Source organism: Staphylococcus marylandisciuri (assembly GCF_025519785.1).
Taxonomy (GTDB): Bacteria; Bacillota; Bacilli; order Staphylococcales; family Staphylococcaceae; genus Staphylococcus; species Staphylococcus marylandisciuri.
On sequence record NZ_JAOPKZ010000002.1, the window covers coordinates 88,617 to 114,647 of the forward strand.

At 38.2% G+C, this 26,031-nt stretch carries 23 protein-coding genes and 1 pseudogene; 9 read left to right on the forward strand and 15 right to left on the reverse strand.

Translation table 11 applies throughout. The annotated features are described in order from the left end of the window. The first annotated feature begins 138 nt into the window (after positions 1–138). Positions 139–354 (forward strand): sterile alpha motif-like domain-containing protein, encoded by a 216-nt coding sequence (locus tag N9R04_RS01455; RefSeq protein WP_262853948.1) that lies wholly within the window; start codon positions 139–141, stop codon positions 352–354. A gap of 675 nt (positions 355–1,029) precedes the next feature. On the opposite strand, the gene N9R04_RS01460 is transcribed toward N9R04_RS01455, so the two are convergent. Further along, positions 1,030–1,122 (reverse strand): type I toxin-antitoxin system Fst family toxin, encoded by a 93-nt coding sequence (locus N9R04_RS01460; RefSeq protein ID WP_262853951.1) that lies wholly within the window; start codon positions 1,120–1,122, stop codon positions 1,030–1,032. A gap of 450 nt (positions 1,123–1,572) precedes the next feature. On the opposite strand from N9R04_RS01460, the pseudogene N9R04_RS01465 reads away from it, so the two are divergent. Continuing rightward, a pseudogene (locus tag N9R04_RS01465) lies at positions 1,573–1,785 on the forward strand (IS110 family transposase); the annotation flags it as partial. A 51-nt stretch (positions 1,786–1,836) separates the two neighbouring features. Here the strand turns inward: N9R04_RS01465 and nhaC are convergent. From nhaC to N9R04_RS01480, 3 genes are all read right to left on the reverse strand, one after another. Further along, positions 1,837–3,291, reverse strand: coding sequence for a Na+/H+ antiporter NhaC (gene nhaC / locus N9R04_RS01470; protein WP_262853956.1), 1,455 nt, complete (start codon positions 3,289–3,291; stop codon positions 1,837–1,839). Between the two features lie 150 nt (positions 3,292–3,441). Further along, positions 3,442–4,725, reverse strand: coding sequence for a hydroxymethylglutaryl-CoA reductase, degradative (locus tag N9R04_RS01475; RefSeq protein ID WP_262853960.1), 1,284 nt, complete (start codon positions 4,723–4,725; stop codon positions 3,442–3,444). 6 nt (positions 4,726–4,731) lie between these two features. Next, the gene (locus N9R04_RS01480; RefSeq protein ID WP_262853963.1) at positions 4,732–5,880 is read right to left on the reverse strand and encodes a thiolase family protein; all 1,149 of its coding nucleotides are present in this window, start codon (positions 5,878–5,880) and stop codon (positions 4,732–4,734) included. A gap of 101 nt (positions 5,881–5,981) precedes the next feature. Here N9R04_RS01480 and N9R04_RS01485 point away from each other — a divergent pair, with 101 nt between their 5' ends. Then, entirely contained in the window at positions 5,982–7,151 is a 1,170-nt protein-coding gene (locus N9R04_RS01485) for a hydroxymethylglutaryl-CoA synthase (protein ID WP_262853967.1), read from the forward strand. A 212-nt stretch (positions 7,152–7,363) separates the two neighbouring features. Here the strand turns inward: N9R04_RS01485 and N9R04_RS01490 are convergent, their stop codons facing one another. From N9R04_RS01490 to N9R04_RS01505, 4 genes are all read right to left on the reverse strand, one after another. Further along, positions 7,364–7,489, reverse strand: a complete 126-nt coding sequence (locus N9R04_RS01490; RefSeq protein WP_262853971.1) for a hypothetical protein — start codon at positions 7,487–7,489, stop codon at positions 7,364–7,366. Between the two features lie 65 nt (positions 7,490–7,554). Beyond that, positions 7,555–8,070: a methylated-DNA--[protein]-cysteine S-methyltransferase gene (locus N9R04_RS01495; RefSeq protein ID WP_262853974.1), complete on the reverse strand. Its 516-nt coding sequence runs from the start codon at positions 8,068–8,070 to the stop codon at positions 7,555–7,557. A gap of 677 nt (positions 8,071–8,747) precedes the next feature. Then, a complete protein-coding gene (gene pruA / locus N9R04_RS01500; protein WP_262853979.1) occupies positions 8,748–10,292 on the reverse strand; it encodes an L-glutamate gamma-semialdehyde dehydrogenase in 1,545 nt (514 codons plus the stop codon). 388 nt (positions 10,293–10,680) lie between these two features. Further along, on the reverse strand, positions 10,681–11,112 hold the full coding sequence (locus N9R04_RS01505; protein ID WP_262853983.1) for a DUF4064 domain-containing protein: 432 nt from the start codon (positions 11,110–11,112) through the stop codon (positions 10,681–10,683). Between the two features lie 751 nt (positions 11,113–11,863). On the opposite strand from N9R04_RS01505, the gene N9R04_RS01510 reads away from it, so the two are divergent. Then, complete coding sequence (locus N9R04_RS01510; protein ID WP_262853985.1) at positions 11,864–12,649, forward strand: putative hydro-lyase; 786 nt, start codon at positions 11,864–11,866, stop codon at positions 12,647–12,649. Positions 12,650–12,832: 183 nt separating this feature from the next. Here the strand turns inward: N9R04_RS01510 and N9R04_RS01515 are convergent, their stop codons facing one another. Next, a complete protein-coding gene (locus tag N9R04_RS01515) occupies positions 12,833–13,411 on the reverse strand; it encodes a sugar O-acetyltransferase (protein WP_262853988.1) in 579 nt (192 codons plus the stop codon). Positions 13,412–13,763: 352 nt separating this feature from the next. Here N9R04_RS01515 and cwrA point away from each other — a divergent pair, with 352 nt between their 5' ends. After that, positions 13,764–13,970, forward strand: coding sequence for a cell wall inhibition responsive protein CwrA (gene cwrA, locus N9R04_RS01520; protein WP_262853993.1), 207 nt, complete (start codon positions 13,764–13,766; stop codon positions 13,968–13,970). A gap of 236 nt (positions 13,971–14,206) precedes the next feature. Here cwrA and N9R04_RS01525 read toward each other — a convergent pair whose 3' ends face one another. Beyond that, positions 14,207–15,076, reverse strand: coding sequence for an SDR family oxidoreductase (locus tag N9R04_RS01525; protein WP_262853998.1), 870 nt, complete (start codon positions 15,074–15,076; stop codon positions 14,207–14,209). A 320-nt stretch (positions 15,077–15,396) separates the two neighbouring features. On the opposite strand from N9R04_RS01525, the gene N9R04_RS01530 reads away from it, so the two are divergent. Next, positions 15,397–17,745: a heavy metal translocating P-type ATPase gene (locus tag N9R04_RS01530; RefSeq protein ID WP_444544739.1), complete on the forward strand. Its 2,349-nt coding sequence runs from the start codon at positions 15,397–15,399 to the stop codon at positions 17,743–17,745. A 34-nt stretch (positions 17,746–17,779) separates the two neighbouring features. Continuing rightward, positions 17,780–17,989: a copper chaperone CopZ gene (gene copZ, locus N9R04_RS01535; RefSeq protein ID WP_262854003.1), complete on the forward strand. Its 210-nt coding sequence runs from the start codon at positions 17,780–17,782 to the stop codon at positions 17,987–17,989. Positions 17,990–18,330: 341 nt separating this feature from the next. On the opposite strand, the gene N9R04_RS01540 is transcribed toward copZ, so the two are convergent. The 5 genes from N9R04_RS01540 to N9R04_RS01560 form a co-directional block, all read right to left on the reverse strand. Beyond that, positions 18,331–19,329: a D-lactate dehydrogenase gene (locus N9R04_RS01540; protein ID WP_262854008.1), complete on the reverse strand. Its 999-nt coding sequence runs from the start codon at positions 19,327–19,329 to the stop codon at positions 18,331–18,333. A 14-nt stretch (positions 19,330–19,343) separates the two neighbouring features. After that, the gene (locus tag N9R04_RS01545; RefSeq protein WP_262854019.1) at positions 19,344–20,510 is read right to left on the reverse strand and encodes an aminotransferase class I/II-fold pyridoxal phosphate-dependent enzyme; all 1,167 of its coding nucleotides are present in this window, start codon (positions 20,508–20,510) and stop codon (positions 19,344–19,346) included. 233 nt (positions 20,511–20,743) lie between these two features. Further along, on the reverse strand, positions 20,744–21,508 hold the full coding sequence (locus tag N9R04_RS01550; protein WP_262854022.1) for an aggregation-promoting factor C-terminal-like domain-containing protein: 765 nt from the start codon (positions 21,506–21,508) through the stop codon (positions 20,744–20,746). A gap of 346 nt (positions 21,509–21,854) precedes the next feature. Beyond that, on the reverse strand, positions 21,855–22,004 hold the full coding sequence (locus N9R04_RS01555) for a hypothetical protein (protein ID WP_262854031.1): 150 nt from the start codon (positions 22,002–22,004) through the stop codon (positions 21,855–21,857). Between the two features lie 50 nt (positions 22,005–22,054). Beyond that, positions 22,055–23,098 (reverse strand): PTS sugar transporter subunit IIC, encoded by a 1,044-nt coding sequence (locus N9R04_RS01560; protein WP_262854037.1) that lies wholly within the window; start codon positions 23,096–23,098, stop codon positions 22,055–22,057. A gap of 321 nt (positions 23,099–23,419) precedes the next feature. Here N9R04_RS01560 and N9R04_RS01565 point away from each other — a divergent pair, with 321 nt between their 5' ends. Continuing rightward, a complete protein-coding gene (locus N9R04_RS01565; RefSeq protein WP_262854042.1) occupies positions 23,420–25,012 on the forward strand; it encodes a solute:sodium symporter family transporter in 1,593 nt (530 codons plus the stop codon). 196 nt (positions 25,013–25,208) lie between these two features. Next, positions 25,209–25,910, forward strand: a complete 702-nt coding sequence (locus N9R04_RS01570) for an SDR family NAD(P)-dependent oxidoreductase (protein WP_262854045.1) — start codon at positions 25,209–25,211, stop codon at positions 25,908–25,910. The last annotated feature ends 121 nt before the right edge of the window (positions 25,911–26,031 follow it).

A 26,031-nucleotide genomic window follows, 5' to 3' on the forward strand; every position in this document is an offset into this window, starting at 1 on the left:
CCTCAAATACAAATCATTTACAATTGTCGATTTATCATATTTATTATAAATAACTATTAAATTCAAAGTCTAGAAAGATAGATTTATTAGAGCAATTATTTTATGGTATAATAATTCTGGCTATAAAGAGGTGATGTATTGACTTTTTACGATTTTATGCAGAATTTTCTAGGTGACGATACGCCTTTAGGTGAATTGGCTACTGCGATTAATAAGGATGTCAACTTCCCTAAAAATGTGTCGGACCCAGAAACAATATTGACATATTGTCGTAGTCGTAAGTGGAGCGATGCTAACTTGATGAGCATCACTAAACGAGCCCTAGACTTATTTAGCCAATTCGTCCTCATGTAAGTAGCAGTTTGTTTCTTCTCATGTGTAAAGGCTTGTAATCACCTCATTTTTTGAATCTGGGATATCAATCCCTAAAAAAGCGGGACAGAAATCTTTTTATTCAAATTAGATTTCTGTCCCGCTCCGGCAAGGATGACTAGAATTGAAAAAAGCTAGATACAAGCCCATTTTCAAATCAGTCATCTACTGCCAAGAGGAGGCTGGGACATTGCCTTATGTCCCAGCCTCGTTTCTTTCTATTACAATATTTCGTATGATATGACCGTTATGGTCATCCACTCCATAATCAGTGTAGAAAATTTAATTCAAAAATAACTAAAACGCAAAGTTATAACTGGCCTAAGTCAAAGCTCAACTTAATCAACAGCTTGCTAAACCAGAAACAAAATCTACAAATGTTAGTCGCTCAACAGTTTATCGTCTAGTAAAAGAAATGGGGCCTACTAATAACTATCCACACATTTAAATGCACTTTAAGTTTAAGTCTCTTACTTGGCTATTTAAATGAGTTCTATTTAGTTAAACTCTCGTTTGTAGTAAGAAACTTTTTTTGCATTCACTTACATAGAGTGATATAATGAAAATAACAAGAATATCTGTATTTGATGCACCAATCCCCTTACTATGCCGGTAGTAAGGGGATTTTTGTTGGTGTGGCTTAATGTCGCCTAAGGATTATTTGTTGCGTTTACTAAGCCAATAAGTAAAATATGCAACAATACAGCCACTGATGACTGCGGTCGTGATGTGAACAAGAATATCTGTCATTTTAGCACCTCCTCTCTACGTCAAAATTGACGCCTGAGGGATAGGCGACTTCATCATTATATCATCTTTAAAAGTACCATGAGTCATAGCATTTCCAAAATATCTTTTCTTTTTTCTATTGAATAAACTACGAAATACAATATATGCCTCAGTATAAAGTTCTATAAGTAATATAGCTGGCAAATACAAACAAACTAAGATGGGGCGGGACTACGAAATCTTTTTATTCAAATTATATTTCTGTCCCGCTCCCTTTTTTATAGTTAAAGAGAGAAGTAGATCGTACGGTCTCTTGGATTTTAAATCCGTATTCAAAACCGATCAGCTTTACTCTAGCCTTTTGAAATTCGATTGGAGTATGTTGGGTTCTTGAAACCGTGTATAGGAAAGTGAAATGAAAAAGTTAAGTAAAGTTCTTGCTTCTCAAAAACGATATAGGAGGTTTGACTTATCAATTATTTAGGCATTGATATAAGTAAGAAAAACAGTGTCATCGCTCATTATAACCATGACAAGCTCCAAAAGGAATTTACTATTCAAAATAATAAAAATGGTTATAATTATTTACTCAAGTATTTAAATAAAATGGACAATCCAACACTCATTTTTGAATCTACAGGGATGTATTCAAGAGGTATGGTTCGATTTTGCCGAGTCAAAAAATAGGAGTTCGAGACGAGTGATATCTCGCTTCGAACTCCATATGTGCACAGCTTATGACTCTTGTACTTCATTTACAATTCCCTTACTTTCATCTACCTTAGCACTCTCATCTTTGATGATCTTGAAACCTGTATAACCGTAAATAATTGAGATAATCGGACAAATAAAGTTGAGTATTGCAAATGGCGCGTATTGACCTACTGAAGCACCTAAAGTTGTTGCAATAAATACGCCGCATGTATTCCACGGTACAAATACAGATGTCAACGTACCGCCATCCTCTAAAGCTCTCGATAAGTTCTTCGCGTGTAGCTTCTTAAGCTTAAACACATCAGCAAACATGCGTGAAGGTACGATGATTGAGATATATTGCTCTGAACATGTAATGTTCGTACCAATACAAGAGACAATCACAGAAGCTATCAGTGAACCTGAACGTTTCGCAAACTTAAGGATAATGCTAATCAAAGCTGAAAGCATACCAGAATACTCTAGGACCCCTCCAAATGTCATCGCAACTAAAGTTAATGAAATAGTATAGAACATACCTTCTAAACCACCACGATTAAATAATTCATTAACCATATCGTTGCCTGTGTGTAATTTGTATCCCGTTTGTAGAACGGATAGGGCCTTTGTTAAAGAGTCACCTTGAATAACTATTTGTGATAAAAATCCTAAGATAACCCCTGCACATATCGCTGGAATAGCGGGCACTTTCAGAACGACTAGCACAATTACGACAGCTGGAACGATTAACAGCCACGGCGTAATTGTAAAGTTGTGATCCATAGTCGACAGGATTGCATTAATTCGGTCACTATTAAAGTTTTTATTACCGTATTGTAATCCGATAAAGAAATAAACAATCAATGTGATTATTATAGCAGGGACAGTAGTATAGAACATATGTTTAATATGCTCAGAAAGCGGCACATTGGTTAACCCTGATGCAAGATTGGTCGTATCAGATAACGGACTCATCTTATCACCGAAATAAGAACCACAAATGACCGCTCCTGCTACCATACCTGGGGACATACCCATACTTATTCCTATTCCCATTGCTGCCACACCAACTGTAGCCATTGTTGACCAACTACTACCTATAGCTAGCGCTACAATACTACACAACAGAATAACAACAACTAAGAAATATGTCGGATTAATAAGTTGCAAACCGTAATAAATCATTGTGGCAACGATACCGCCGCCGATCCATGAACCGATAACTAATCCTACGAGCATGATGATTACTATAGCAGGAAGTGCATGACGTATCCCTTTGTACATCATCTCTTCAACTTCTTCAAATTCATAACCATGTAACATAGTGATGATGATCGCAGCTGCTGTACCAATCATTAGTGGTATGTGCGGTTCTCTCCCTAACACTGCAACTGAGAATAACATCGTTCCGATCATGATCATTAAAGTGAGTAAAGCAGCAGGCACACCTATTTCCTTCTTTACTTTCTCACTTTCGCCATCATTTTCACTTGTCATTAATTCCACCCCTTTGTTTTGCGCTAACAGCATGTTAACGCTTACAGAACATTATAGTTTATTTATTTAATATTGCAAATTATGTTAGGGGCATTTAATAACAATTACATTATATGAATTTGATTGTGGTTACTTCCTGTAAGGATTATATTAAATAGATGACTTGCGTAACTCTTGAAGTATTTCTTGTGCTCGCTGAGTATTCACTTTATCTTCAACCTTTAATTTGTCAGCCACTTGAGTAATTTCTTCTCCTTCAGCTCCAACACTTATAGCTAAAGATTTATATTGTAAGCTCATGTGACCTTGTTGAATTCCCTCTGATACGAGTGCGCGACATGCTGCAAAATTTTGAGCCAAACCCACTGCAGCTACGACTTCTCCAAGTTCTTTCGCAGAGTCAACAGCAAGTAATTCTAATGAAGCTTGTGCTATAGGTAACACTTTAGTCCCTCCACCAACAGTTGCCAGTGTCATAGGCACTTTAATATCACCTATCAACTTACCGTTAGTTCGATCATATTTCCAAGTAGCTATGCCACGATACTTGCCATCTTTAGCCGCATAGGTATGTGCGCTAGCTTCCACCCCACGCGTATCATTACCAGTAGCTAACACGACGGCGTGTATCCCGTTCATAACTCCTTTGTTGTGTGTAGCTGCACGATGAGGATCTACTTGCGCCAATACTGAAGCACGTTCCATTCTATATGCTACTTCTTCACCGCTTCTTTCTCCTCTATCAAGATCTGCTACATCAATCTCTCCTCTAACGTGTACTACTGACGCTGTCGCATGGTTGGACAATATACTCATCAAAATATCCGTACCTGCAATTTCTGTTTTTAAGTAAGCAGCTATACCTTCTAAAATAGTATTGAGCATATTAGCTCCCATTGCATCCTTAGTATCCACATATACCTTTAATGAGAGTAATTGTTCCTCAGGGAAAGTATCGATTTCGAAACGACGATAACCGCCCCCTCTCTTTAAAATAGATGGGTAAGCTTCATCAGCTATTTTTTTAATTTGATCACTATAAGATTCTATCTCGTGTGTTAAACGTTCGGTATCTTTGACTCCATCAAAGACTATTTGTCCAATCATCAACCGTTCACTTGATATGACTCTAAAGCCGCCCGTTTGATTCACAAGCTTTGAGCCATAACTAGCTGCTGCAACTACTGATGGCTCTTCAACCATCATCGGAACGACATAGGACTTACCCCCGACTATTATCTCGGGTAATAAGCCTACTGGTAATGCGCCTTGTGTAATCACATTTTCAATTAAACTATTGGCTACATCCTCATTTATTAACGCGTGGTTAATAAGTCGAGAATAACCTTCTTCAGTCAACCACCCATAATCTTTGAGCATTTCTAGTTTATCTTCGCGAGAGAGATGTCTAAACTCTTTGCTTAAGGCTTTCATAAATGATTATCCTTTCTCAATATATAATGCAATACCTTGGCCTCCACCGATACATGCAGTGGCTATACCATTACGTTTATCTTCTTGTTTGAGAATGTGCACTAATGTCGTTGCTAATCGTGCACCGCTTGCGCCTATAGGATGACCTAACGCAATCGCACCACCATACAAATTGAATTTATCATCCGGTATATCCAGATGCTTTTTCACTGGAATGCTTTGCGCTGCGAAAGCTTCTGTCATTTCAACTACCTCTATATCATTCATATCTTTATTTGTCTTCTCTAATAAGTTGCTAACCGCATGATACGGTGCGTAACCCATAAGTTCAGGATCACATCCTACTTCTGAGTATTCACCAACGATTCCTAATATTTCATAACCCTTATCTTTCGCGTAATCAGCGTCCATCAGAATAATTGCTGAGGCACCATCGTTAATACTAGAGGCATTTCCTCCCGTTACAGTACCATCTTCTTTAAATATAGTCTTTAAAGTTGAAAGTTTTTCAACGGTGCTATTACCGCGAATACCTTCGTCAGTCGTCATTATTTCACCATCTGCATCTATCAAAGGAACTATTTCATCATCAAACTTACCTTCTTGAGAAGCTTGAGCTGCTTTTTGTTGTGAATGATTAGCGAAGATATCTTGTTCTTCGCGAGATACCTCAAATTTTTCTGCTATTTTTTCTGCAGTCACACCCATTGGTACATTGTGAAACGCATCAGTTAAACCATCATACATAAAGCTTTCTACTTGCTTTTCCTCTTCTCCTAATAACAGTTTAGGAGCATTCGTCATGCTTTCAACTCCACCCACTGCTACTACTTTAGCTTCACCCAGCTGAATTAATTGCTTTCCTAAAATAATTGCCTTTAATCCTGAACCACAAACTTCATTAATCGTCATAGCTGGGGTAGTATCTGGAATCCCTGAATGAATTGAAATTTGACGTGCTGTATTTTGACCATTACCTGCTTGAAGAACGTTCCCCATGATGACCTGTTCAATCTCTGAAGGCTCTACGTTCGCAGATTTAATAGCTGCACTGAGAGCTTTCGTACCTAACTCTACTGCAGAATAATTGCGTAATCTCCCTTTAAATCTTCCCACTGGTGTTCGTTTAGCACTGACAATTGCTATTTGTTTCATAATAAATCCTCCTTTGTTTAGTATATAATTACTGTATTAGTAGATTGCATTTTGATATGATAAAAATGATATTTTAGATATGAGAAAGGGGTCGATACATTATGACAATCGGTATTGATCAGATCAATTTTTACATTCCTCAATTTTACGTAGATATGGCAGATTTAGCTGAAGCACGCGGTGTAGATCCAAATAAATTTTTATATGGAATAGGACAAACTGAAATGGCAGTAAGCCCAGTGAGCCAAGATATTGTATCAATGGGTGCTAATGCTGCTAAAGATATAATAACTGAGGATGATAAACAATCTATCTCAATGGTCATCGTTGCTACAGAATCTGCAATTGATTCTGCTAAAGCTTCCGCAGTGCAAATTCACAACTTGTTAGGCATTCAACCATTTGCTCGTTGTATAGAGATGAAGGAAGCTTGTTATGCCGCAACACCAGCAATCCAGCTAGCACAAGACTACTTGCATCAACGCCCAGATGAGAAAGTATTAGTCATCGCAAGTGACACTGCACGTTATGGACTCGAATCTGGCGGTGAGCCAACTCAAGGCGCTGGAGCAGTCGCAATGTTAATTTCCCATAAACCACGCATATTAGAATTGAATGACGATGCTGTGCCGTTCACAGAAGATGTTTATGACTTCTGGAGACCGAATGGGCATATGTATCCACTCGTTGCTGGTAAACTATCTAAAGATGCTTATATCCACTCTTTCCAAGAGAGTTGGAAAGAATATGCTAAGCGCTATAACAAATCTCTCGATGATTTCGCAAACTTATGTTTCCATGTTCCATTTACTAAAATGGGTAAGAAAGCGCTTGATTCTATCTTAACAGATGAGATTTCAGATGAAACTAAGAAGCGGCTAACTGAAGGATACGAAGCTGCAACTTACTACAACCGCTACGTCGGTAATATCTATACAGGCTCTCTCTACTTAAGTCTAATTTCCTTGTTAGAAACGCATAACTTAGAAGGTGGCCAAACAATCGGTTTATTCAGTTATGGTTCAGGCTCTGTAGGTGAATTCTTTACTGGTAAACTTGTCGAAGGTTACCAAGATGTGCTTGATATCACTTCACATAAAAATTTACTCAATGAGAGAAAAGCGCTGACAGTAAACGAGTACGAATCATTCTTCAAGCGATTTGATAACCTTGAATTTGATCATGAGACAGAACTTGCTCATACGATCCCAGGTGCATTCTACCTTGAAAATATCAACGATCATATCCGCTCTTATAATACCTTAAAATAAATCTATATTCACTGAATAAGGTAGAAAATTGAGCTATTTTGAATTTGAATTTTTAATATAATTGTATAAACTACTTAAGTAATTCCAATAATTAATGAAAAAAGCGGTATTTAAGAAAAAGCTGGGAGATAGATCCCTAAAACACGGGAGCGGGACAGAAATCTAATTTGAATAAAAAGATTTCTGTCCCCCTCCCGTTCTCTATTTATACACTACTTCGTATTGAATGGCTCCACTTTTCTAGCATGCTGATTGGTCAGTTTCTTTGTGTTGGGGCCGCCCCAACCTGCTGTGCTTGTCGAAGCTATGTTCTCAGTTTCTCTGTGTTGGGGCCCCACCCCAACTTGCTGTGCTTGTCGAAACTGTGTTCCCAGTTTCTCTGTGTTGGGGCCTCACCTCTTCTTTATGGTAGAACGAATTGAGATGTATCGACTCGCTCTAAATCGAGCAGAACCACTTTAGTATCTAACCCGCCACTATAACCGATAAGACTTCCATTCTTACCTACAACGCGATGACAAGGTATTAAAATAGATATAGGATTCTTACCCACAGCACTACCTACAGCTTGTGCTGCCATCTTTTTAATGCCTCTCTTTCTTGCAATAGTTTGAGCAATAGTACTATAGGTCGCAGTTTGACCATAAGGAATCGAGCGCAGTTGTTCCCACACCTCTTTTTGAAACGGTGTTCCCTCTGGTTTGAGAGGAAAGTCAATCTCCTCATTCTTTCCTTTAAAGTAGCCGTCAAGCCAAGACTTCGCTTTATTAAACAAGACTAGATCTTTCTCCACTAGTGCGCTACTAAAATGTTGATCAAAGTCTTGTTGGTTAGGTAAATACAAACCAGTGATCGCTTTACCATCAGAAATTAAACCTAACTGCCCTATCGGAGCTTGATAATATGTCTTATATAGCATTTCTTACCTCATTCTGTTCTATTGATTTTCTTTATCTTACACCACACTACAAGCCAAAGTAAAATTTCACTTTTTCAACAAAACAAGTCCCTCAGTAGTAGAATAGAAATAACTAAGCAGGCACAGTAGCTTTAATTCTCCAATCACTTAAGTGCACTATCATATAAAAACATGTCCTAGCAGCACTATAAGATCGTTACGGAAAGTATGCTAGTTCCGATACTTTACATTGGTTTCATACATTACAACTTGGCACTCATCTAAAAAATTTTATAAACTGACTAATTTTATTGTTTAAAACTGTCATACAAAACAGAGGCTGGGACATAATGTAATGTCTCAGCCTTTTTCAGCATCTTGGCAGTAGATGACTGATTTGAAAATGCGCTTGTATCAAGCTTTTTTCAATTCTAGTCATCCTTGCCGGGGCGGGACTACGAAATCTTTTTGTTCAAATTAGATTTCTGTCCCGCTCCCAAAACAGAGGCTGGGATATAAATCCCAGCCTCTTCAACATCTCGGCAATAGATGACTAATTTGAAAACGCGCTTATATCAAGCTTTTTTCAATTCTAGTCATCCTTGCCGGGGCGGGACAGAAATCTTTTTATTCAAATTAGATTTCTGTCCGCTCCCTTATACTCACAACGTTGACTCTATTATAACCTATACGCCCATTTATAACATTTCTGAAGCGACTTTTTGCTCTAAGAAGTTAATGAGGTAATCTGGACCTCCAGTTTTCGCATCAGTACCTGACATTTTGAAACCGCCAAATGGGTGGTAACCCATAACCGCTGCTGTACAGCCACGGTTCAAGTATAAGTTACCAACATCGTATTCTTCTACCGCTTCTAACCAGTGTTCGCGAGTGTTCGTGATAACTGATCCTGTTAAACCATAATCAGTATCATTAGCTACCTCTAGGGCCTCTTCCCAACTATTCACTTTGATAAAGCCTACGACAGGACCAAATATTTCTTCTTGCATAATTTGGTCTTTTGACTTCAATCCAGAGAAGATAGTCGGATGAACGAAGTAACCTGTTTCATCTTCTGTTTCGCCACCGTATTCAAGTTTGCCTTCTTTTTTACCAATTTCAATATAATCTTTAATCTTATCGAATTGTTTTTGATTAATTACTGGCCCCATATCAGTGTTATTTTCAGTATTTCCAAATGTAATATCCTTCGTTAATCTAACTGCTTTCTCTAACACTTCATCGTGTACATCCTTATGAACGATAGCGCGTGAACAAGCGGAACATTTTTGACCTGAGAAGCCAAATGCTGAAGAAACGATTGATTCAGCTGCTAAGTCCGTATCAGCAGTGTCATCCACCACGATAGCGTCTTTACCACCCATCTCTACCGTTACACGTTTTAAAAATTGTTGACCTTCTTGAACTTTCGCGGCGCGTTCAAAAATACGTGTGCCTGTTGCTCTAGAGCCTGTAAAAGTGACAAAGTGCGTATGCACGCTATCTACTAAGTAGTCACCTATCTCTTTCGGATCACCTGGGACAAAGTTCACTACGCCTTGAGGCAATCCAGCCTCTTGCAACACTTCGACAAGCTTATACGCTGTAAGCACTGTATCTTCTGCTGGTTTCAATAGAACCGTGTTACCAGCTATAACTGGTGCCAACGTAGTTCCTGTCATAATGGCAAATGGGAAGTTCCAAGGTGGAATTGTTACCCCTGGCCCGATTGGTTTATAGAAATAGCGATTGTGTTCGCCTTCTCTATCTAATACTGGTTTACCATCAGCAAGTTCCATCATTGAACGTGAGTAGTATTCAATGAAGTCAATACCTTCACATACATCGCCTACTGCTTCATCCCAAGGCTTACCTGCTTCATAAACCATGACCGCTGCGATCTCTTCTTTACGACGACGAATCAATGCAGCTACACGTAACATAAACTCAGCACGATCTTTATGAGACCACCGTTTCCAAGATTTATACGCTTCGTTAGCTGCTTCAAATGCCTCATCGACTTCTTTAGTTGTCGCTTTTGAAATTTCTGCTATAACTTCTGATGTATTCGCTGGATTAATTGAAGTGAAAGTATCTTTAGTGAACTTCTCTTTACCGTTAATCCATAAAGGAACTTTTTGACTGAAGTATTCCTTTACTCGACTTAGTGTATTTTTAAATGATTCGACGTTTTCTTGTTGTGAAAAATCAATACCTGCTTCGCTTCTATAACTTCTTACCATCGTAATACCCCCAGTGTTTGTGAATAGAAAATTCTAATGGAAATCTCCACTCTCACTTTCCATTTTATCTGTATTTTCTAATAATTGCAATCGCTTACAATTGTTCTTTTAAAAATTTTCAAAATTTACATTTCCTATTTGCAAATTTAAACTCTACTAAATACTAGAAGTACAATAGGTCAAGATAGACAGACTAGGCCTTATTTTTGTCATTCATACTTTTTATACGATGTAGTAAACAGAATTTTAAACCTTAAGATACCGTATTCGTTTCTATCTGGTCGAATGCGATATACTATCTCCTAGTTAAACATCAACTAAAAAAATAAAGGTTAAGCGCCTCTAACACCTACCATTATAGGCAAGTGAGGCACTCAACCCTTTCATACTATCTTCGTGTACGCGCTTTTTTATTTGCTTTCTTTCTGTTTCTGACAATCAACATGATTCCTGCAATCAGCCAGCAAATAGTCGCAATCCAATTGAAACTGATGACAACTACAATAGCTAATATAATAAAGATACCGCCTGTGGTTTTAGGGAATTTATTTATAAACAATGCTGCAAGTAAGGCTATGATAGCAACCACGATAGCTATACCGATTAGGTAGATGATCCACTGGTTTAATGAGCTTACTATATTATGAATTTGACTATTGGATAGTTGGTCTGAGCTCACTTCTCGTTTCACATCTTTTACTATATCTTTTTTGAAACTCTTATCATTTAGAAATGGTGCTATGACTCCTAGAATGAAGATCAGAGCAAATTGTAAGAGCAGTCCAAGCCATACTAGGATCTTTTCGCCGACTCTACGCATCCGAGTTCCTCCTACTTTCCAAATTATTTACTTGCAAATACTATTTATTTCTATTGTATAACACAAGGATATCGAAAACAATTCTATATTCATTTGAGGTAAAATGCATTGTAACTTTCACTTAGTAATTTATGTGATATTTTAATAATTAGTTTAGTAAATTGAACTTCTTATTATCTATACTGAAGAGATCGGAACAATGCGTTTAGGATTTGAACGGAACCGGGACATGAGGCTGGGACATAATGGTCTTTGACGAGATAGAAAGGGAGCGGGACAGAAATCTAATTTGAATAAAAGATTTCGTAGTCCCGCCCCGGCAAGGATGACTAGAATTGAAAAAAGCTTGATACAAGCGCATTTTCAAATCAGTCATCTACTGCCAAGATGCTGAAAGAGGGAGCGTTTCTATCGACAATCCTGCTCATAGAACGCCGTTAATCGGTTTCCAGAGCACAGAAACTTTACGTCTCAACCTCTTGCGACTAAGAGGTAGGAGTCATATAATTTTCAAACAACAACCACGCCCATAATTTATTTTTTATTTAAACTCAGACTTGGAGATGAACGTCTAATCTCTAACCTCCTCAATTTACTCTAATCTATCCTCCCTCTTTCTATTCGAACTTATATTGAAACAAGAAAAGTTTATCGTCTTAGTATACGACATCAGTTATAATAGAGAAGAGATAATTAAACGTTTAATTATTAGATAATTCACACATTTTACAGTTAGAAAAGAGGGGATTACATGAGTCTAAGTTCAGCTAAACCAGATAAAATACGGGAGTTAATTAGAAATGAGAAATTATTTGGTCATACGAGCGGCATGGCAAAAGGCTATGTGCAAGCTAATGTGGTCATCTTGCCAGAAAAGTATGCCTTTGATTTCTTAAAATTTTGCTTTAGAAATCCAAAGACGTGTCCTTTACTAGATGTTGCAGAAACGGGAAATGCTTCCTTTCCAATCTACGGCAAGCATGCAGATATACGCACAGACGTCAGTCAATATCGCGTCTACCGTCATGGCGAATTGGTTGCAACACCTAATAACGTTAGAGATTTATTTACAGATGAGATGGTCAGCTTCCTCATTGGTTGCAGTTTCACCTTTGAACACGCGCTTTTAGAAGCGGGGCTACCTGTGCGACATATTGAAGAACAACATAATGTGCCTATGTACGTAACTAATATTCAAACACGACCAAGCGGTATCTTCCACGGGCCTTTAACTGTAAGTATGCGCCCTATGTTAATGCAAGAAGCAATTAAAGCCACTGAAATCACCGCTCGTTACAAGCAAGTGCATGGGACACCCATTCATATAGGTGACCCAGCTGCTATCGGAATTAACGACTTGGATCGACCAGACTTTGGTGAAGCTGTCCAAATCAAAGAAAATGAAGTGCCAGTATTTTGGGGCTGTGGCGTCACACCACAATCTGTCGCATTAGCTGCTAAACCTGAACTCGTGATCACTCATGCGCCGGGACACATGTTTGTGACAGATGTGTTAGAAAGCCAAATGGGAGATTAGTGATTAAGTTATGCTGTTACCATGATAAAAGAACTAAGGCAATCATGAGATTGTATGTTACGTCTAATAGAGAATTAAAAAAAGAATGACGGAAATAATCAGGTACTCGTCTATAAGCACCTTGTTACCCCGTCATTTTTATCTCAGCATCTTTAGATTTGCTGCCTGAGCTAAATTAACAAATTAAAATATTGTATCGTCGTTCTCATGAATCGACTTAATAATTTTGGCTGGTATTCCAGCAACAATTGCATTTTTAGGAACGTCACGCGTAACTACACTACCTGCGCTTATCACTGCTCCTGATTCAATCGTTACTCCTGGAAGCACAGATACATTTGCTCCAATCCACACGTTACTACCGATCTTAATTGGTAAAGCTTGTTCCAGACCACGATTGCGTTGTACATGAGTTAAAGGATGTTTCGCCGTATATAAGCCTACATTGGGGCCGATAAAGACGTTATCACCAACGATTATACGATTAGCATCCATAAAGTAGCTGCCGTGGTTAATGAATACATTCTTACCTAAGAAAATATTACTTCCATAATCAACGTAGAATGGCGGCAACAATTCAAGATTTGTCGGATGATAAGTAAACAATTGCGTTATAATATCTTCGATCTTTTTACTATCGCTAGGACGAGTGTGATTTAAGTCAAAACAAAGCTCTTTTGCTTTCAAGCGCTCTTTCTCAAGTTGTTCCTTATCGTTTGCGTTATACCATTCTCCTTCTAACATCTTATCTTTTTCAGTCATATCGTTCCCTCAATCCTTTCTGTTTCAAATATCTTTGTAGTATTAAATAGATCTTCTTTGTTCGTTCTTATCCCTCAAAATAAGCGCGATACTATTATAAAATAAAATCATACATCATTCGCAAATATTTGCAACCTCAACTATTAGAAATATATCTACAAAAATGAAGCCACTCTATATTAGAATCTACAATAGTTAACTATTAAACCTTTATCATCTCTACACATAGTGATTAACCCTATCTTTATATAACTAATACTAAAGTACTATAGTAAAACGCTACTATGGACTAATGTCATAACGTGACAATGAAAGTATAATAGCATTACAAACTATTAAAGGAGTCAGATAAATGAAACGTATCTTTAAAAGTATAATAGCTATTCTCATACTGCTTGGTATTGTGAAAACGTTCCATGACTATGATTTAGAAAATACTATAGAACATTATGTTAACCGAGCGAATCAAGGAGATGTACTGCAATCTATTGAGAATGTCAACTTCGATAACTTAAAACACTTTAACTTTGAGGACCTACACTTATCTGACTTCTTTTAGTTTTAATATAAATCCAACGATAGACCTTCCTAAATGTGGAGAGGTTACCTCCTTCTAACTACCTTCTCACTCTTCACATTAAATGGGAGCGGGGCAGAAATCTAATTTGACTAAAAAGATTTCTGCCCCGCTCCCTCTCTATTTAAATGATTAATTAACCAGTGCTCTAACCTTTTCTACATCTAACAATTATTGTTGCTAATAAATTGTAATAACACTATTTACCCCATCACTGATTAAGAAGTGATATAATCTCCACCGTTAACGTGAATAACGTGACCTGTAATATAAGAACTGTCTGCATTTGAAGCAAGGAATACGTACGATGGCGCTAACTCAGCTGGTTGTCCACGTCGACCCATAGGCGTTTCTCCTCCTTGCCCTTCGACCTTTTCTTCATCGAAAGTAGATGGAATTAAAGGAGTATAAATTGGGCCTGGTGCAACTGCATTCACGCGAATACCTTTTTCAGAAAGTACAGTAGAAAGTGAACGTGTGAATGAAACGATAGCACCTTTAGTCGCGGAATAATCGATTAAGTGTCCTGATCCACGATAAGCCGTCACACTAGTAGTGTTGACGATAGCGTCACCTTCTGACATGTGTGGAACTGCTGCTTGAGATAAGAACATCATGCCGAAGATATTAGTTTCAAATGTTTTCTTCACTTGTTCCGGTGTCACTTCACTGAATTCATCTTTAGGGAACTGTACCCCACCGTTATTAACTAAGATGTTTAATTTGCCAAATTCGCCGATGACTTTGTCTACTAACTCTTTAGATTGTTCTACATCCCTCAAGTCATGCGCAAATGCTTTAGCTTTAACACCAATTTCTTCCAAACGTTTAACAGTATCCTCAGCATCTTCGTGTTCATCGTAATAGCCTATAGCGACATTAGCACCTTCTTTAGCGTAAAGTATCGCTACAGCACGACCAATTCCTGAATCGCCACCTGTTATTAACGCGACTTTACCTTCTAATTTACCACCTGCGCGATACTCATCAAATTCCGCAATAGGTTGCGGGTCCATATCTTTTTCAATACCTGGTTGTCTATCTTGAGTATAACCTTTAATCTTGTCATGAAATTCTTTCAAATTCATTCTCAAGACCTCCATCATCTTTAGTTTGTGATATTGAATTGTACCACTTTACAAGCAATTTAAACATTTATGCTACTGAAATAGATTGTAAAATACTTTAATTCTTTCATATCAAAATACACCGTAAAAAACCTTACAGTTCAAACTACGAGTTTAAAATTTCCACCCTTTGTCATCGACGCTTCCATTTTACACTTAAACACAACAGTTGAACTTAATACCTATAGGGGGTATATTGAATGTGTATTGTAAAACTAAGAGGAGAAGGTGGTGAGCACATGAGTGAAGGTAACAACCAGATCACTTTAGGAATCAATGGTATGAGTTGTGCGGCTTGTGCTCATAGAATCGAGAAGGAGCTTAATTCGTTAACTGAAGTAAAAGCAAGTGTCAATCTTTCTACTGAACAAGCTACAGTTATCTATCCTAAGAAAGCATACGGTGCGCAAGATTTCATCACTACCATAAAGAAGACGGGTTATAATGTTAAACTGAACAAAGTTGAACTTCATATTATCGGAATGACTTGTGCTGCTTGTTCAAATCGTATTGAAAAGGTTCTATCTAAACTACCTGGAGTAATTAACGCGGCGATTAATCTAACCACTGAACAAGGTACTATCACTTATCTGCCAGATAACCTGGACGTTTCAGATTTAATTCACAGTATTCAGAAACTCGGTTATGACGCCGAAGAGATCAGAGAGGATACCTCGCAGCATGATCATAAGCGACGTGAGCTTAATCATAAACTTCTTAAGCTTATCATCTCATCAATCTTATCGCTCCCTTTAGTGCTGACAATGTTCACACACTTATTAAATATAAACCTACCAAGTTTACTAATGAATCCCTATTTTCAATTCACGCTAGCTAGCTTAGTACAGTTTGGTATAGGGTGGCAATTCTACGTAGACGCTTATAAAAGCCTGAGAAGTGGTTCAGCTAATATGGCTGTTCTTGTCTCTTTGGGGACTAGTGCAGCGTATCTGTACAGCGTTTATCAAATGATCTTGTGGGCAAGAGAAACCCATTTCGAACCCCACCTTTACTTTGAAACTAGCGCAGTGCTTACTACCCTTATATTGTTTGGAAAATATTTAGAAGCTCGTGCTAAATCACGCACTACGCAAGCGTTAAGCAAATTACTCAATTTACAAGCTAAAAAAGCACGCGTCATAACTGAAAGCGAAGAAAAACTCGTTGATATTAACAAAGTAAGGGTCGGTCAATATATTAAAATTAAGCCAGGAGAAACCATCCCGATTGATGGTAGAGTGATTGAGGGCGAAACTACTGTAAACGAATCTATGTTAACAGGTGAATCTATGCCTATTCATAAAGTGAATGGAGCTGAAGTTATCGGCGGTACACTTAATCAATATGGCACCGTTGTGATTGAAGCTACTCACGTCGGAAACGACACAGCGTTAGCCTCTATAGTGAAGACTGTAGAGGCTGCTCAAGGCTCTAAAGCACCGATTCAAAGATTAGCTGATACCATTTCCGGGTACTTTGTCCCAATTGTGGTGATCGTAGCGATTCTCACATTTTTAATTTGGATTACACTCGTCCAAGTCGGTCACTTTGAACCTGCGCTGGTAGCAAGTGTATCCGTTCTTGTCATCGCCTGCCCATGTGCTCTAGGGTTAGCTACGCCGACTTCAATAATGGTAGGTACAGGAAAAGCTGCTGAAACGGGCATTCTATTTAAAGGTGGCGAATTTGTCGAACAAGCTCATAATATAGATACGCTCGTCTTAGATAAGACGGGTACAATTACGCATGGTGAACCTCAAGTGACGCATATGGAGGGGGATAAGCAAACTCTTAAACTAATAGCTAGCCTTGAGAACCACTCTGAACACCCACTCGGTAAAGCCATCGTTAAATACGCTAAACAATTCGAACTTCACTTAGAACATGCAGATCATTTTCAAACCATCCCTGGGCAAGGGATTATCGGTTCAATTCACGAGCAAGATATTATAGTAGGCAATGCAGCATTTTTAGAAGAAAATGAAGTACACATCCCTCAAGAAGTTGTGAAAGAAACATCTTCTGTAGGAACACAAGCACAAACTGTCATCTTTAGCGCAATTAATCGAGAATACACTGATTATATTACAGTATCAGATCAAGTTAAATCATCAGCTCGAACTGCAATAAGCCAACTCAAATCATTAGGCATTTCCGTTGTTATGCTTACTGGAGATAATTACAACATAGCTCGCTCTATCGCGCAGCAAGTAGGTATTGACGAAGTGATAGCAGAAGTCAAACCAGAAGATAAAGCACATGAAATCATTCAATTACAACACACCGGAGCTAAAGTAGGTATGGTTGGAGATGGTATCAACGATGCACCCGCTCTCGTGCAAGCAGATATCGGCATAGCGGTGGGAACAGGCTCTGATATAGCCATAGAATCAGCTGATATTACCATCTTAGGTAGCGATCTTATGTTACTTCCAAAAGCGATACAATCGAGTCGTTATACTATCCGTAATATTCGCCAAAATTTATTCTGGGCTCTAGGATATAACGTCGCCGGCATCCCTATTGCGGCATGCGGTATACTTGCGCCATGGGTAGCTGGACTAGCTATGGCTTTAAGTTCGGTTAGTGTGGTCACTAATGCTTTACGATTACGACATATGAAATTATAGTTACTCATAGCAGTAATTTAAAGGAGGAATATCAATGGCTAATCAAACTATACAAGTAGATGGAATGAGTTGCGAACATTGTAAGAATGCCGTGGAATCGGCATTGGTAGATTTAGAGGGTGTTTCAACTGCTGAAGTTGACTTAGAACAAGGTTCCGTCACTGTACAATACAATGATACTAAAGTACAATTTGACGATATGGAAGAAGCAATTGAAGAACAGGGTTATGACGTAAGATCATAAGATAACCATTACGAATAGGACGTCATACCTCGTAAAACTCAAGAAATCTTCAAATATAGATTCCTACAATTACAACCAGCACTTAGTCATAGGGCCTCTCTAGGGGTTCAGACTAAGTGCTGGTTCTTTATAAAGTATTATTAGGAAAATTAGGTGCTGATTCATTGTACCTATTTATAAAACATTCATAGTACCTTTAAAATTCGCTTTAAAACATCACTGTTCTGCGCCTTACATAAATTCGAACAACAAATTAATAAAAAGTATCCGGTTCAAACATACGTATGATGAGAGAGTGTGTTTCAATGTAATTTTATTATATTTATCCTGACCTGATGCTATTAATTTACTCGGAGTTGAGTATCGCCTGTGTTGATTACTTCCAATGTAGCGTCAAGTGCATCTACTATCAGATTCTTCACGGCAGCTTCCGTATAAAAGGCGATATGAGGTGAGACACGAACATCCGGTCGTCTGATGAGAGAAAGTAGTGTAGCATCCTCGATCTGTTGTCCTCGTTGATCACTAGGGAATAGTCCCTTTTCACCTTCATAAGTATCTAAAGCAGCGCCGCCAATGTGCTTATTATCTAAATACTTGAGCAATGCTGGAGTGTCAACCACCACTCCTCTAGCACAATTAATGAAGTAAGCGCCTGGTTTAAATTGCCCAAACACCTTATCGCTAAAGAGGTAATGATTAGCTTCATCACCTGGCACGTGTACGGTAACGATGTCTGCCTCTTGAACCGCTTCTTCCAAACTATCCTTATAGGTCACGACATTCTTTAATGCTTCATTAGGCTGGATATCATAAGCGACTACACGCGCATTAAAACCATTTTTAAATATCTTCGCTACCTCACTACCGATACGTCCGACTCCAACCACAGCAATCGTAAGATCTTCTATTGACCGCGACAATATAGATGGTTCCCATCTAAAGTCGAACGATTCAGTCTTCCGCTCGATAGCGGTAGTGTGACGCACAAGGTTTAGCGCTTGCATGACTGTATACTCAGCTATTGAGCGTGGTGAATACGAAGGAACGTTAGAAATAATTAAATCATACTTCTTCGCTAATTCTAAATCTAGAAATTCATACCCAGCACTTCGTTGTGCAATTTGTTTAATACCATAGTCTTGCAGTTCACGAAATACTGCTTCACTTAAAGGTATTTGTTGTGAAATCGAAACTCCATCGTAACCTTTAGCTAATTCTACAGTTTCTTCATTTAATATCTCGGTTGTAGTATCAATCTTAACATTATTTTCTTCTGCCCATTCATCTATATATGAGTAATCTTCTGGGCGGACTCCAAACATTTTAATCGTTGTCATATCTTCTCCTCATTTCATATATTGTTCTTATACATAGGCGCTAATGTCTTAAGGCGTCTCGCTGCTTCTTCTAACTGCGCATCATCTAGAGCGAGTGAGACTCGTACGTAATTTCTACCATTCTCACCAAACGGTATACCCGGAGCTACAAGAATTGACTGATCTCTTAATAAGAATTCTACAAATTCTTCACCATCATAACCTGTAGGCGTCGCTATCCAAATAAAGATACCGCCTTTCATAGGCTCGTACGGAATACCTGCGTCGTCAAGTTGAGTTTGAAAGAAATCTCGACGCTTCTTGAAGGTATCACTCTGTTGAACTAAGAAATCATCGCAATTATTTAAGGCATAAGTCGCTGCATCTTGCAGTGCTCCAAACATACCTGCGTGCGTATGCGTTTGATATTTCTTTAAAGCACTAATCATATCTTTATTACCTACCGCGAACCCTACACGAAAACCTGACATATTAAAACCTTTAGATAATGAATAGATTTCTACAGCGAGATCCTTAGCATCAGGCGTTTGCAAAATGCTAGGGTTCTTATGATCAAATCCAAAAGCGCTATAAGCAAAATCATGAACAATTTTAGTCTTAGTGCCTTTAAATTGATTTACTGCTTCTTCAAAGACCTCGTGCGTTGCTGTCGAGCCAGTCGGATTATTAGGATATGTTAAATAAACTAAGCGCGTTTCCTTCAGAGTCTCCTTACTTAAAGTAGACCAATCGGGTAAATAGTCAGGTGGCTCTAAATTCAATGATACAGGTTTAGCATCAGCTAACATCACTCCTGCTAAGTAGTCAGTGTAACCTGGATCAGGTAGCAATACAGTCTCTCCAGGGTCAACGATGCTGGTAGGTAACCCTACTAGACCATTCTTAGTACCGTAAAGTATACACACTTCTTCGTCTTTATCTAACGTGACATCATAATGTCGTTTGTAAAAGTCAACAATAGCTCGTTTAAAGTCTTCTTTTCCATGAAACGCTCCGTATTTTTGATTATCAGGTATGTACAAAGCTTCTGCGAACGTATCAAGTATTCCCTTTGGTGTCTCACCATCCGGGATCCCTACGGCCATGTTTACTAATGATAGGGGTCCATGTATAATCTTTCGCCCCATCGTCTTACCGAAATAGCTATCAGGCACCTGTTTAAGTCTTTGTGAAATTGTCACGTTAAACCTCCTATCATCAATTGTTGTTTCGAATATAAAATGAAATTAAGGTTAATTTTATCAGAAAATTCAATCACGTCAAGATAATAAAAAGTTGAGTAATATAAAAATGGGCGAAACCCAGTTCAATCAACCTCATGGTTTGAACCTTAGTTTCGCCCTCGTTTAGATGACAAGTTATGAACTTCTCTTAGATAAGTCGACGGTCATATCAGAACGCCTGAGCTATCGACTTACCACCAACCGTGACTTTGACGGAAAGCAATTGCGTTATTTAAAGAACCGTAGCGTGAATTAGCATAGTTGACTAACCCTTTAGTTTGTGAAGCTACTGAACCTTGACCCCAAGATTCTTTAGTTTGACCTAAGCCTCTGTAACCACCAACTGGGTTAACAGCATTTGGATTTCCACCAGATTCTGGTAATACGATCGCGTTCCATGCTGCTTCAGTTCCACCATTAGCTAAGAATTGAGATTTAACTGAACCACCTGTTGAAGCTGATGATGATGAAGTTTGTGCAGTAGAGTAACCATGGTATGAGTGAGAAGCACCTGAGTTAGAACTATAATTTGAAGTCGTAGGTGCTGATACAGCTTTAACATGAGTATGATTAGATTGTTGAGTTTGAACATTAGACTGAGTGTTTGAAGCTGTATACGCTTGAGTAGTTTCGTTAGATGATGGTACAGCGTAGTTAGATGAAGCTACTTGATTGCTGAATGATGATTGTGAAGCGGCTTCATAACTCCATGACCAAGTTGAACCGTTTGAAGTAAAGTTGAAAGTATAACCATTGTAAGAGAAATGATAATCATAAGCACCTTCTTGAATTGGCGCTGCATTTAATTGCTCAGGGTGATTTAAAGCTAAGTCTGCTAAATGAGCTTTGTCGATGTTTAATTCAGAAGCATGTGCTTCACTATGTCCGTCTACTAATGAGTATCCTGCTACGCCTAGTGCTACTGTTAAAGATGATGCTAAGATTGTCTTCTTCATAATAAAAAAGTCCTCCAAGTATTTTATCTTTTATATTTTAAGTATTTATATTCGTTGTGCGTGTTTTTATAATTTACGTCTAGTTTGACCACAATTAATATACCATAATAATAAGGCAGTTATATTACGAGACCTTAACAAAAAATTACAAAATAATTTTTATACTGTAACAATCAAATCTTTTGGTGTAGCAATGTGATAATGAGATTAAGAGTTAACCTTTTTATTTTTATCGCTATTTCCTTTAATAAAGGGTGGAGGAGAAAAATACCTAAAAAAAAGCAGTAAGATATTTTCAAATCGAAAATAATCATACTGCTCTGGTCTGTTTATACAATATTTCGTACTACTTGATTTCACTTTCCTGGGGCCTCCCCAACTTGCTGTGCTTGTGGAAACTGATATCCCAGTTTCTCTGTGTTGGGGCCCCACCCCAACTTGCTGTGCTTGTGGAAACTGACTGGTCAGTTTCTCTGTGTTGGGGCCCCACCCCCAACTTGCTGTGCTTGGCGAAACTGGTTTACCAGTTTCTCTTTGTTGGGGCCCCTAGACTTCAAATTTGTAGACGTCGTTTGAGAACACTTTAAAGACTTTAGTAAATAAGAAATTAATCAACCAACCTGAGATAAATGGAACGACAAAGAAAGCGACTGTTACTAATATCACTGACACTACTGGTGAAGTATCTAAGAACCTAAAAGCATTAATAGGCCCAACTAAACCGATAATACCAAATCCAGCAGATTCTTTAGTTCCACCTGTTCCTATTAAAGCACCACACAGTCCTGTTATCACTGCATTGGCGAAAATAGGTAATAGAATGATAGGATGTTTGATCATATTAGGTAACATCATCTTAACACCGCCTAAGAAGATAGTTAGCGGCACACCTGGTCTATTAACTTTCATTGTACCCCACACGAGCACAGCCTCACATGCCACAACTCCCATTGAAGCCGATCCAGCTGCTAATCCATTAATTCCTATAGCTAAAGAGATAGCTACCGTTGATAGCGGTGAAATAATGATGAAACTGTACGCTAAAGAGATTAATATCGCCATTAATATAGGTTGTAACTCAGTAAAGTAGTTAATCATGTTACCAATTTCAGTAGTAATCGTACGAACATAAGGCAAAGTCATTAAACCTATTAAACCAGCGCCGGCTCCCCCTACAATAGGTAGAATGATAAGTCCTAAGCTACCTACTCGCTTGCCGAGCCAAAGGATAATAAGTACTGATAAACCAGCTGTCAGAATCGCATTAATTAAGTCACCAACACCCATTAAGATCCATACCCCATCTTTAAATTGCGCTACACCACTACCCACAAACGAAGCAGTAGCAACTACAACAGTCCATAAAGGGGTAAACTTAAATTTCATAGCTATTGCCGTTCCTAATAAGACCGGTATAGTGAACTGTATACTTTGCACCACGTGTAATAACGTGACAAACATTGGATACTTAGGCGCTAACGCTTTAAATATTTCTCCTAAAATGGCGTTAGGAATTAAGCCTACTAAAATCGCTATAGCTACCCCTGATAATAAATTATTTCCGAACGTTTTAATGCTCATTCTTTCCATCGTTGTCCCTCCCAAAAGTAATAAGTATAAATATATCACAAGGTCACAATTTTCTGAATATTAAATTTTACTCTTTTTCATATTTTTTTTCATATCTATTTGTACTATTTAAACTAGTGGTATTAACTATTGATGCTTTAATTCGAGTTTAAATGTTTTACAATTTCTATAAAGTGGAAAACATATTTAGCAGTTAAACGACTATAAAAGACAAACTTCTTGTTCAACATCTCTACATTCTGCCATTTAAATACTGCAACGTAACATGACTTCCTATATTTATCTACATTCAAGTTACATTTAAGTAAGGAGCGTATGAAAGTGAACTGGATATCGATTATATTATTCCTCATCGTTGTCTGCGGTGTTTCAGCCTATGCTTATAGGCGCTCGAAACGACTAAAGACTGACAATGCTGACGGTTTCTTTATGGGCGGTAGAAGTCTTACAGGATTTACGATTGCCTCTACTATTATTATGACTAACCTCTCGACCGAACAAATTGTAGGTCAGAATGGCCAAAGTTACTCTGTAGGAATGGAAGTTATGGCTTGGGAGGTTACCGCTGCTGTAGCAGTCGTTCTACTAGCGTGGGTCTTCTTACCTAAGTACTTACGCTATGGGGTAACGACGATCTCTGAATTTCTAGAAATGCGTTATGATAGCTTTACTAAGAAACTCATCTCTATCCTATTTATAGTAACTTACGTCCTTTCCTTTCTTCCTGTTGTCTTATATTCAGGTTCCTTAGTGTTTAATAAAATGTTTCACGTAAGTGATTACTTAGGGATTAGCGATAATACAGCAGTGATCATCATTTCATCAGTTATAGGTATAGTTGGCATTATCTATCTATTTGTCGGTGGCCTTTCGCTCAGTGCCTTCAGTGACACACTATACGGCATAGCTTTAATTATAGGTGGATTAGTCATCACCATACTCGGTTTAGGTCACCTTGGTAATGGTAATTTCTTACATGGTTTCGATCATATGGTCAAGCATACACCTGAAAAGCTTAATGGTTGGGGTGCGCTTGATTCGAGTGTCGTTCCTTGGCCTACTCTTTTCTTTGGCATGTTCTTTAACAACTTATTTTTCTGGTGTGGCAATCAGATGATTGTGCAAAAAGCACTAGCAGCTAAAAACCTCAAAGAATCACAAAAAGGCGCTATTTACTTGAGTCTATTTAAAGTCTTTGGCCCTATATTCACTGTTATACCGGGCATCATCGCTTTTAATATGTTCGGTAAAGACATCAGTACTTCCGATAATGCTTTTCCGAAACTCCTAAGCGAGGTTCTGCCAAATTGGGGATACGGCTTATTTGGCGCGGTTATCTTCGGGGCTATACTCAGCTCATTTGTCGGTTCGTTAAATAGCACTTCCACTTTATTTACAATTGATTTCTATAAACCGCTCGTAGGTCGTAAAGCCTCTGACAAACATATCGCTATTGTAGGTCATATTGCTACAGTATTAATTGGAGTGATCGTCGTTATTCTTGCTCCATTCATTTCGTTATTCCCTAGCGGCTTGTATGCGGTAGTTCAACAATTCAACGGTATTTACAGCATGCCGTTATTGGTTCTCATATTAGTCGGTTTCTTTGCACGGCGCACGTCTAAATTAGGAGCTAAAGTTGCGTTATTTACTCATATTATCTTATACGCACTATTAACTTACTTGTTGCCTCATGTTCATTATTTATATTTCTTCAGTGTGTTATTCTTCGTAGATTTATTTATCGTGTTAATCTTTAATAACATTAAACCATCTGATCATTTAGATTTAAGATCCAACTACGCCAAAGTAGATATGACTCCTTGGAAGTATCGCTATACAGCTGGAGCGATCGTTCTGTTACTTGTCGTTATCAGCTATATTATCTTCTCCCCGATAGGATTGGCTAAATGATCAGTCCGGAAGATAGAGTTCTTGAACCAACAGAAGGGAGCGTTTCTGTCGACAATCTTGCTTTTGGAACGCCGTTCATTGATTTCCTCGAGTACAGAAGCTGTAGGTCTCAATCACCTAGCAAGTAAGTACATTAACTTATTGTTATGATGTATAGTTAAATAAGTAATTACTACTACCCTAAAGGAGGAGAACCATGAGAACTGTATTAATTTCAGGTGGAAATAAAGGTTTAGGTTACGAAACTGCACGTCAGCTTAGTGAACAAGGCTATCAAGTTATCATTGGATCTAGAAGTATAGAACGTGGTCAACGTGCAGCAAATCAACTTAATGTAGAGTTAATCGAACTCGATGTGAGCTCTGACGAATCCGTCCGTCAAGCTGCTGAGTTGATCGCAAAGAAATATGGACGTCTGGATATTTTAATCAACAACGCTGGAATTTCCGGAGGTTTTAAAAAGCCAGCAGAAATGACTACCGATGACATTTATCCAGTTTATAACACTAATGTATTCGGTATTGTAAGGATGATGCATGCATTCACTCCCTTATTGAATAAATCCGGACAACCAGTAGTAGTCAATGTGAGCAGTGGTTTAGGCTCCTTTGGCATGGTTACCAATTCAGACACAGAAGAATCTAAAGTAAATTCTTTAGCTTACTGCTCTTCAAAATCAGCAGTGACTATGCTAACGATTCAGTATGCGAAAAGCCTTACTCATATGCAAATTAACGCCGCTGATCCAGGGCCTACAAATACGGATCTAGTAGGAGACTTTAGTAATAACTCTAAACCTGCTTCCGATGGCGTTATTCCTATTGTGAAACTTGCTACCATCGATAAAGATGGTCCAACGGGTACCTTTATCAATCAAGAAGGCACTATGCCATGGTAATGATTCAATGTAATTGAGATCGTAAATTACATCGACCTAGAAAACAGAGAGCTTGCGATGAATTTAGCCACGTCTTTAACGAGTTGATCCTAGCCTTTTTTAGAACCTAAGGTGACCTTAT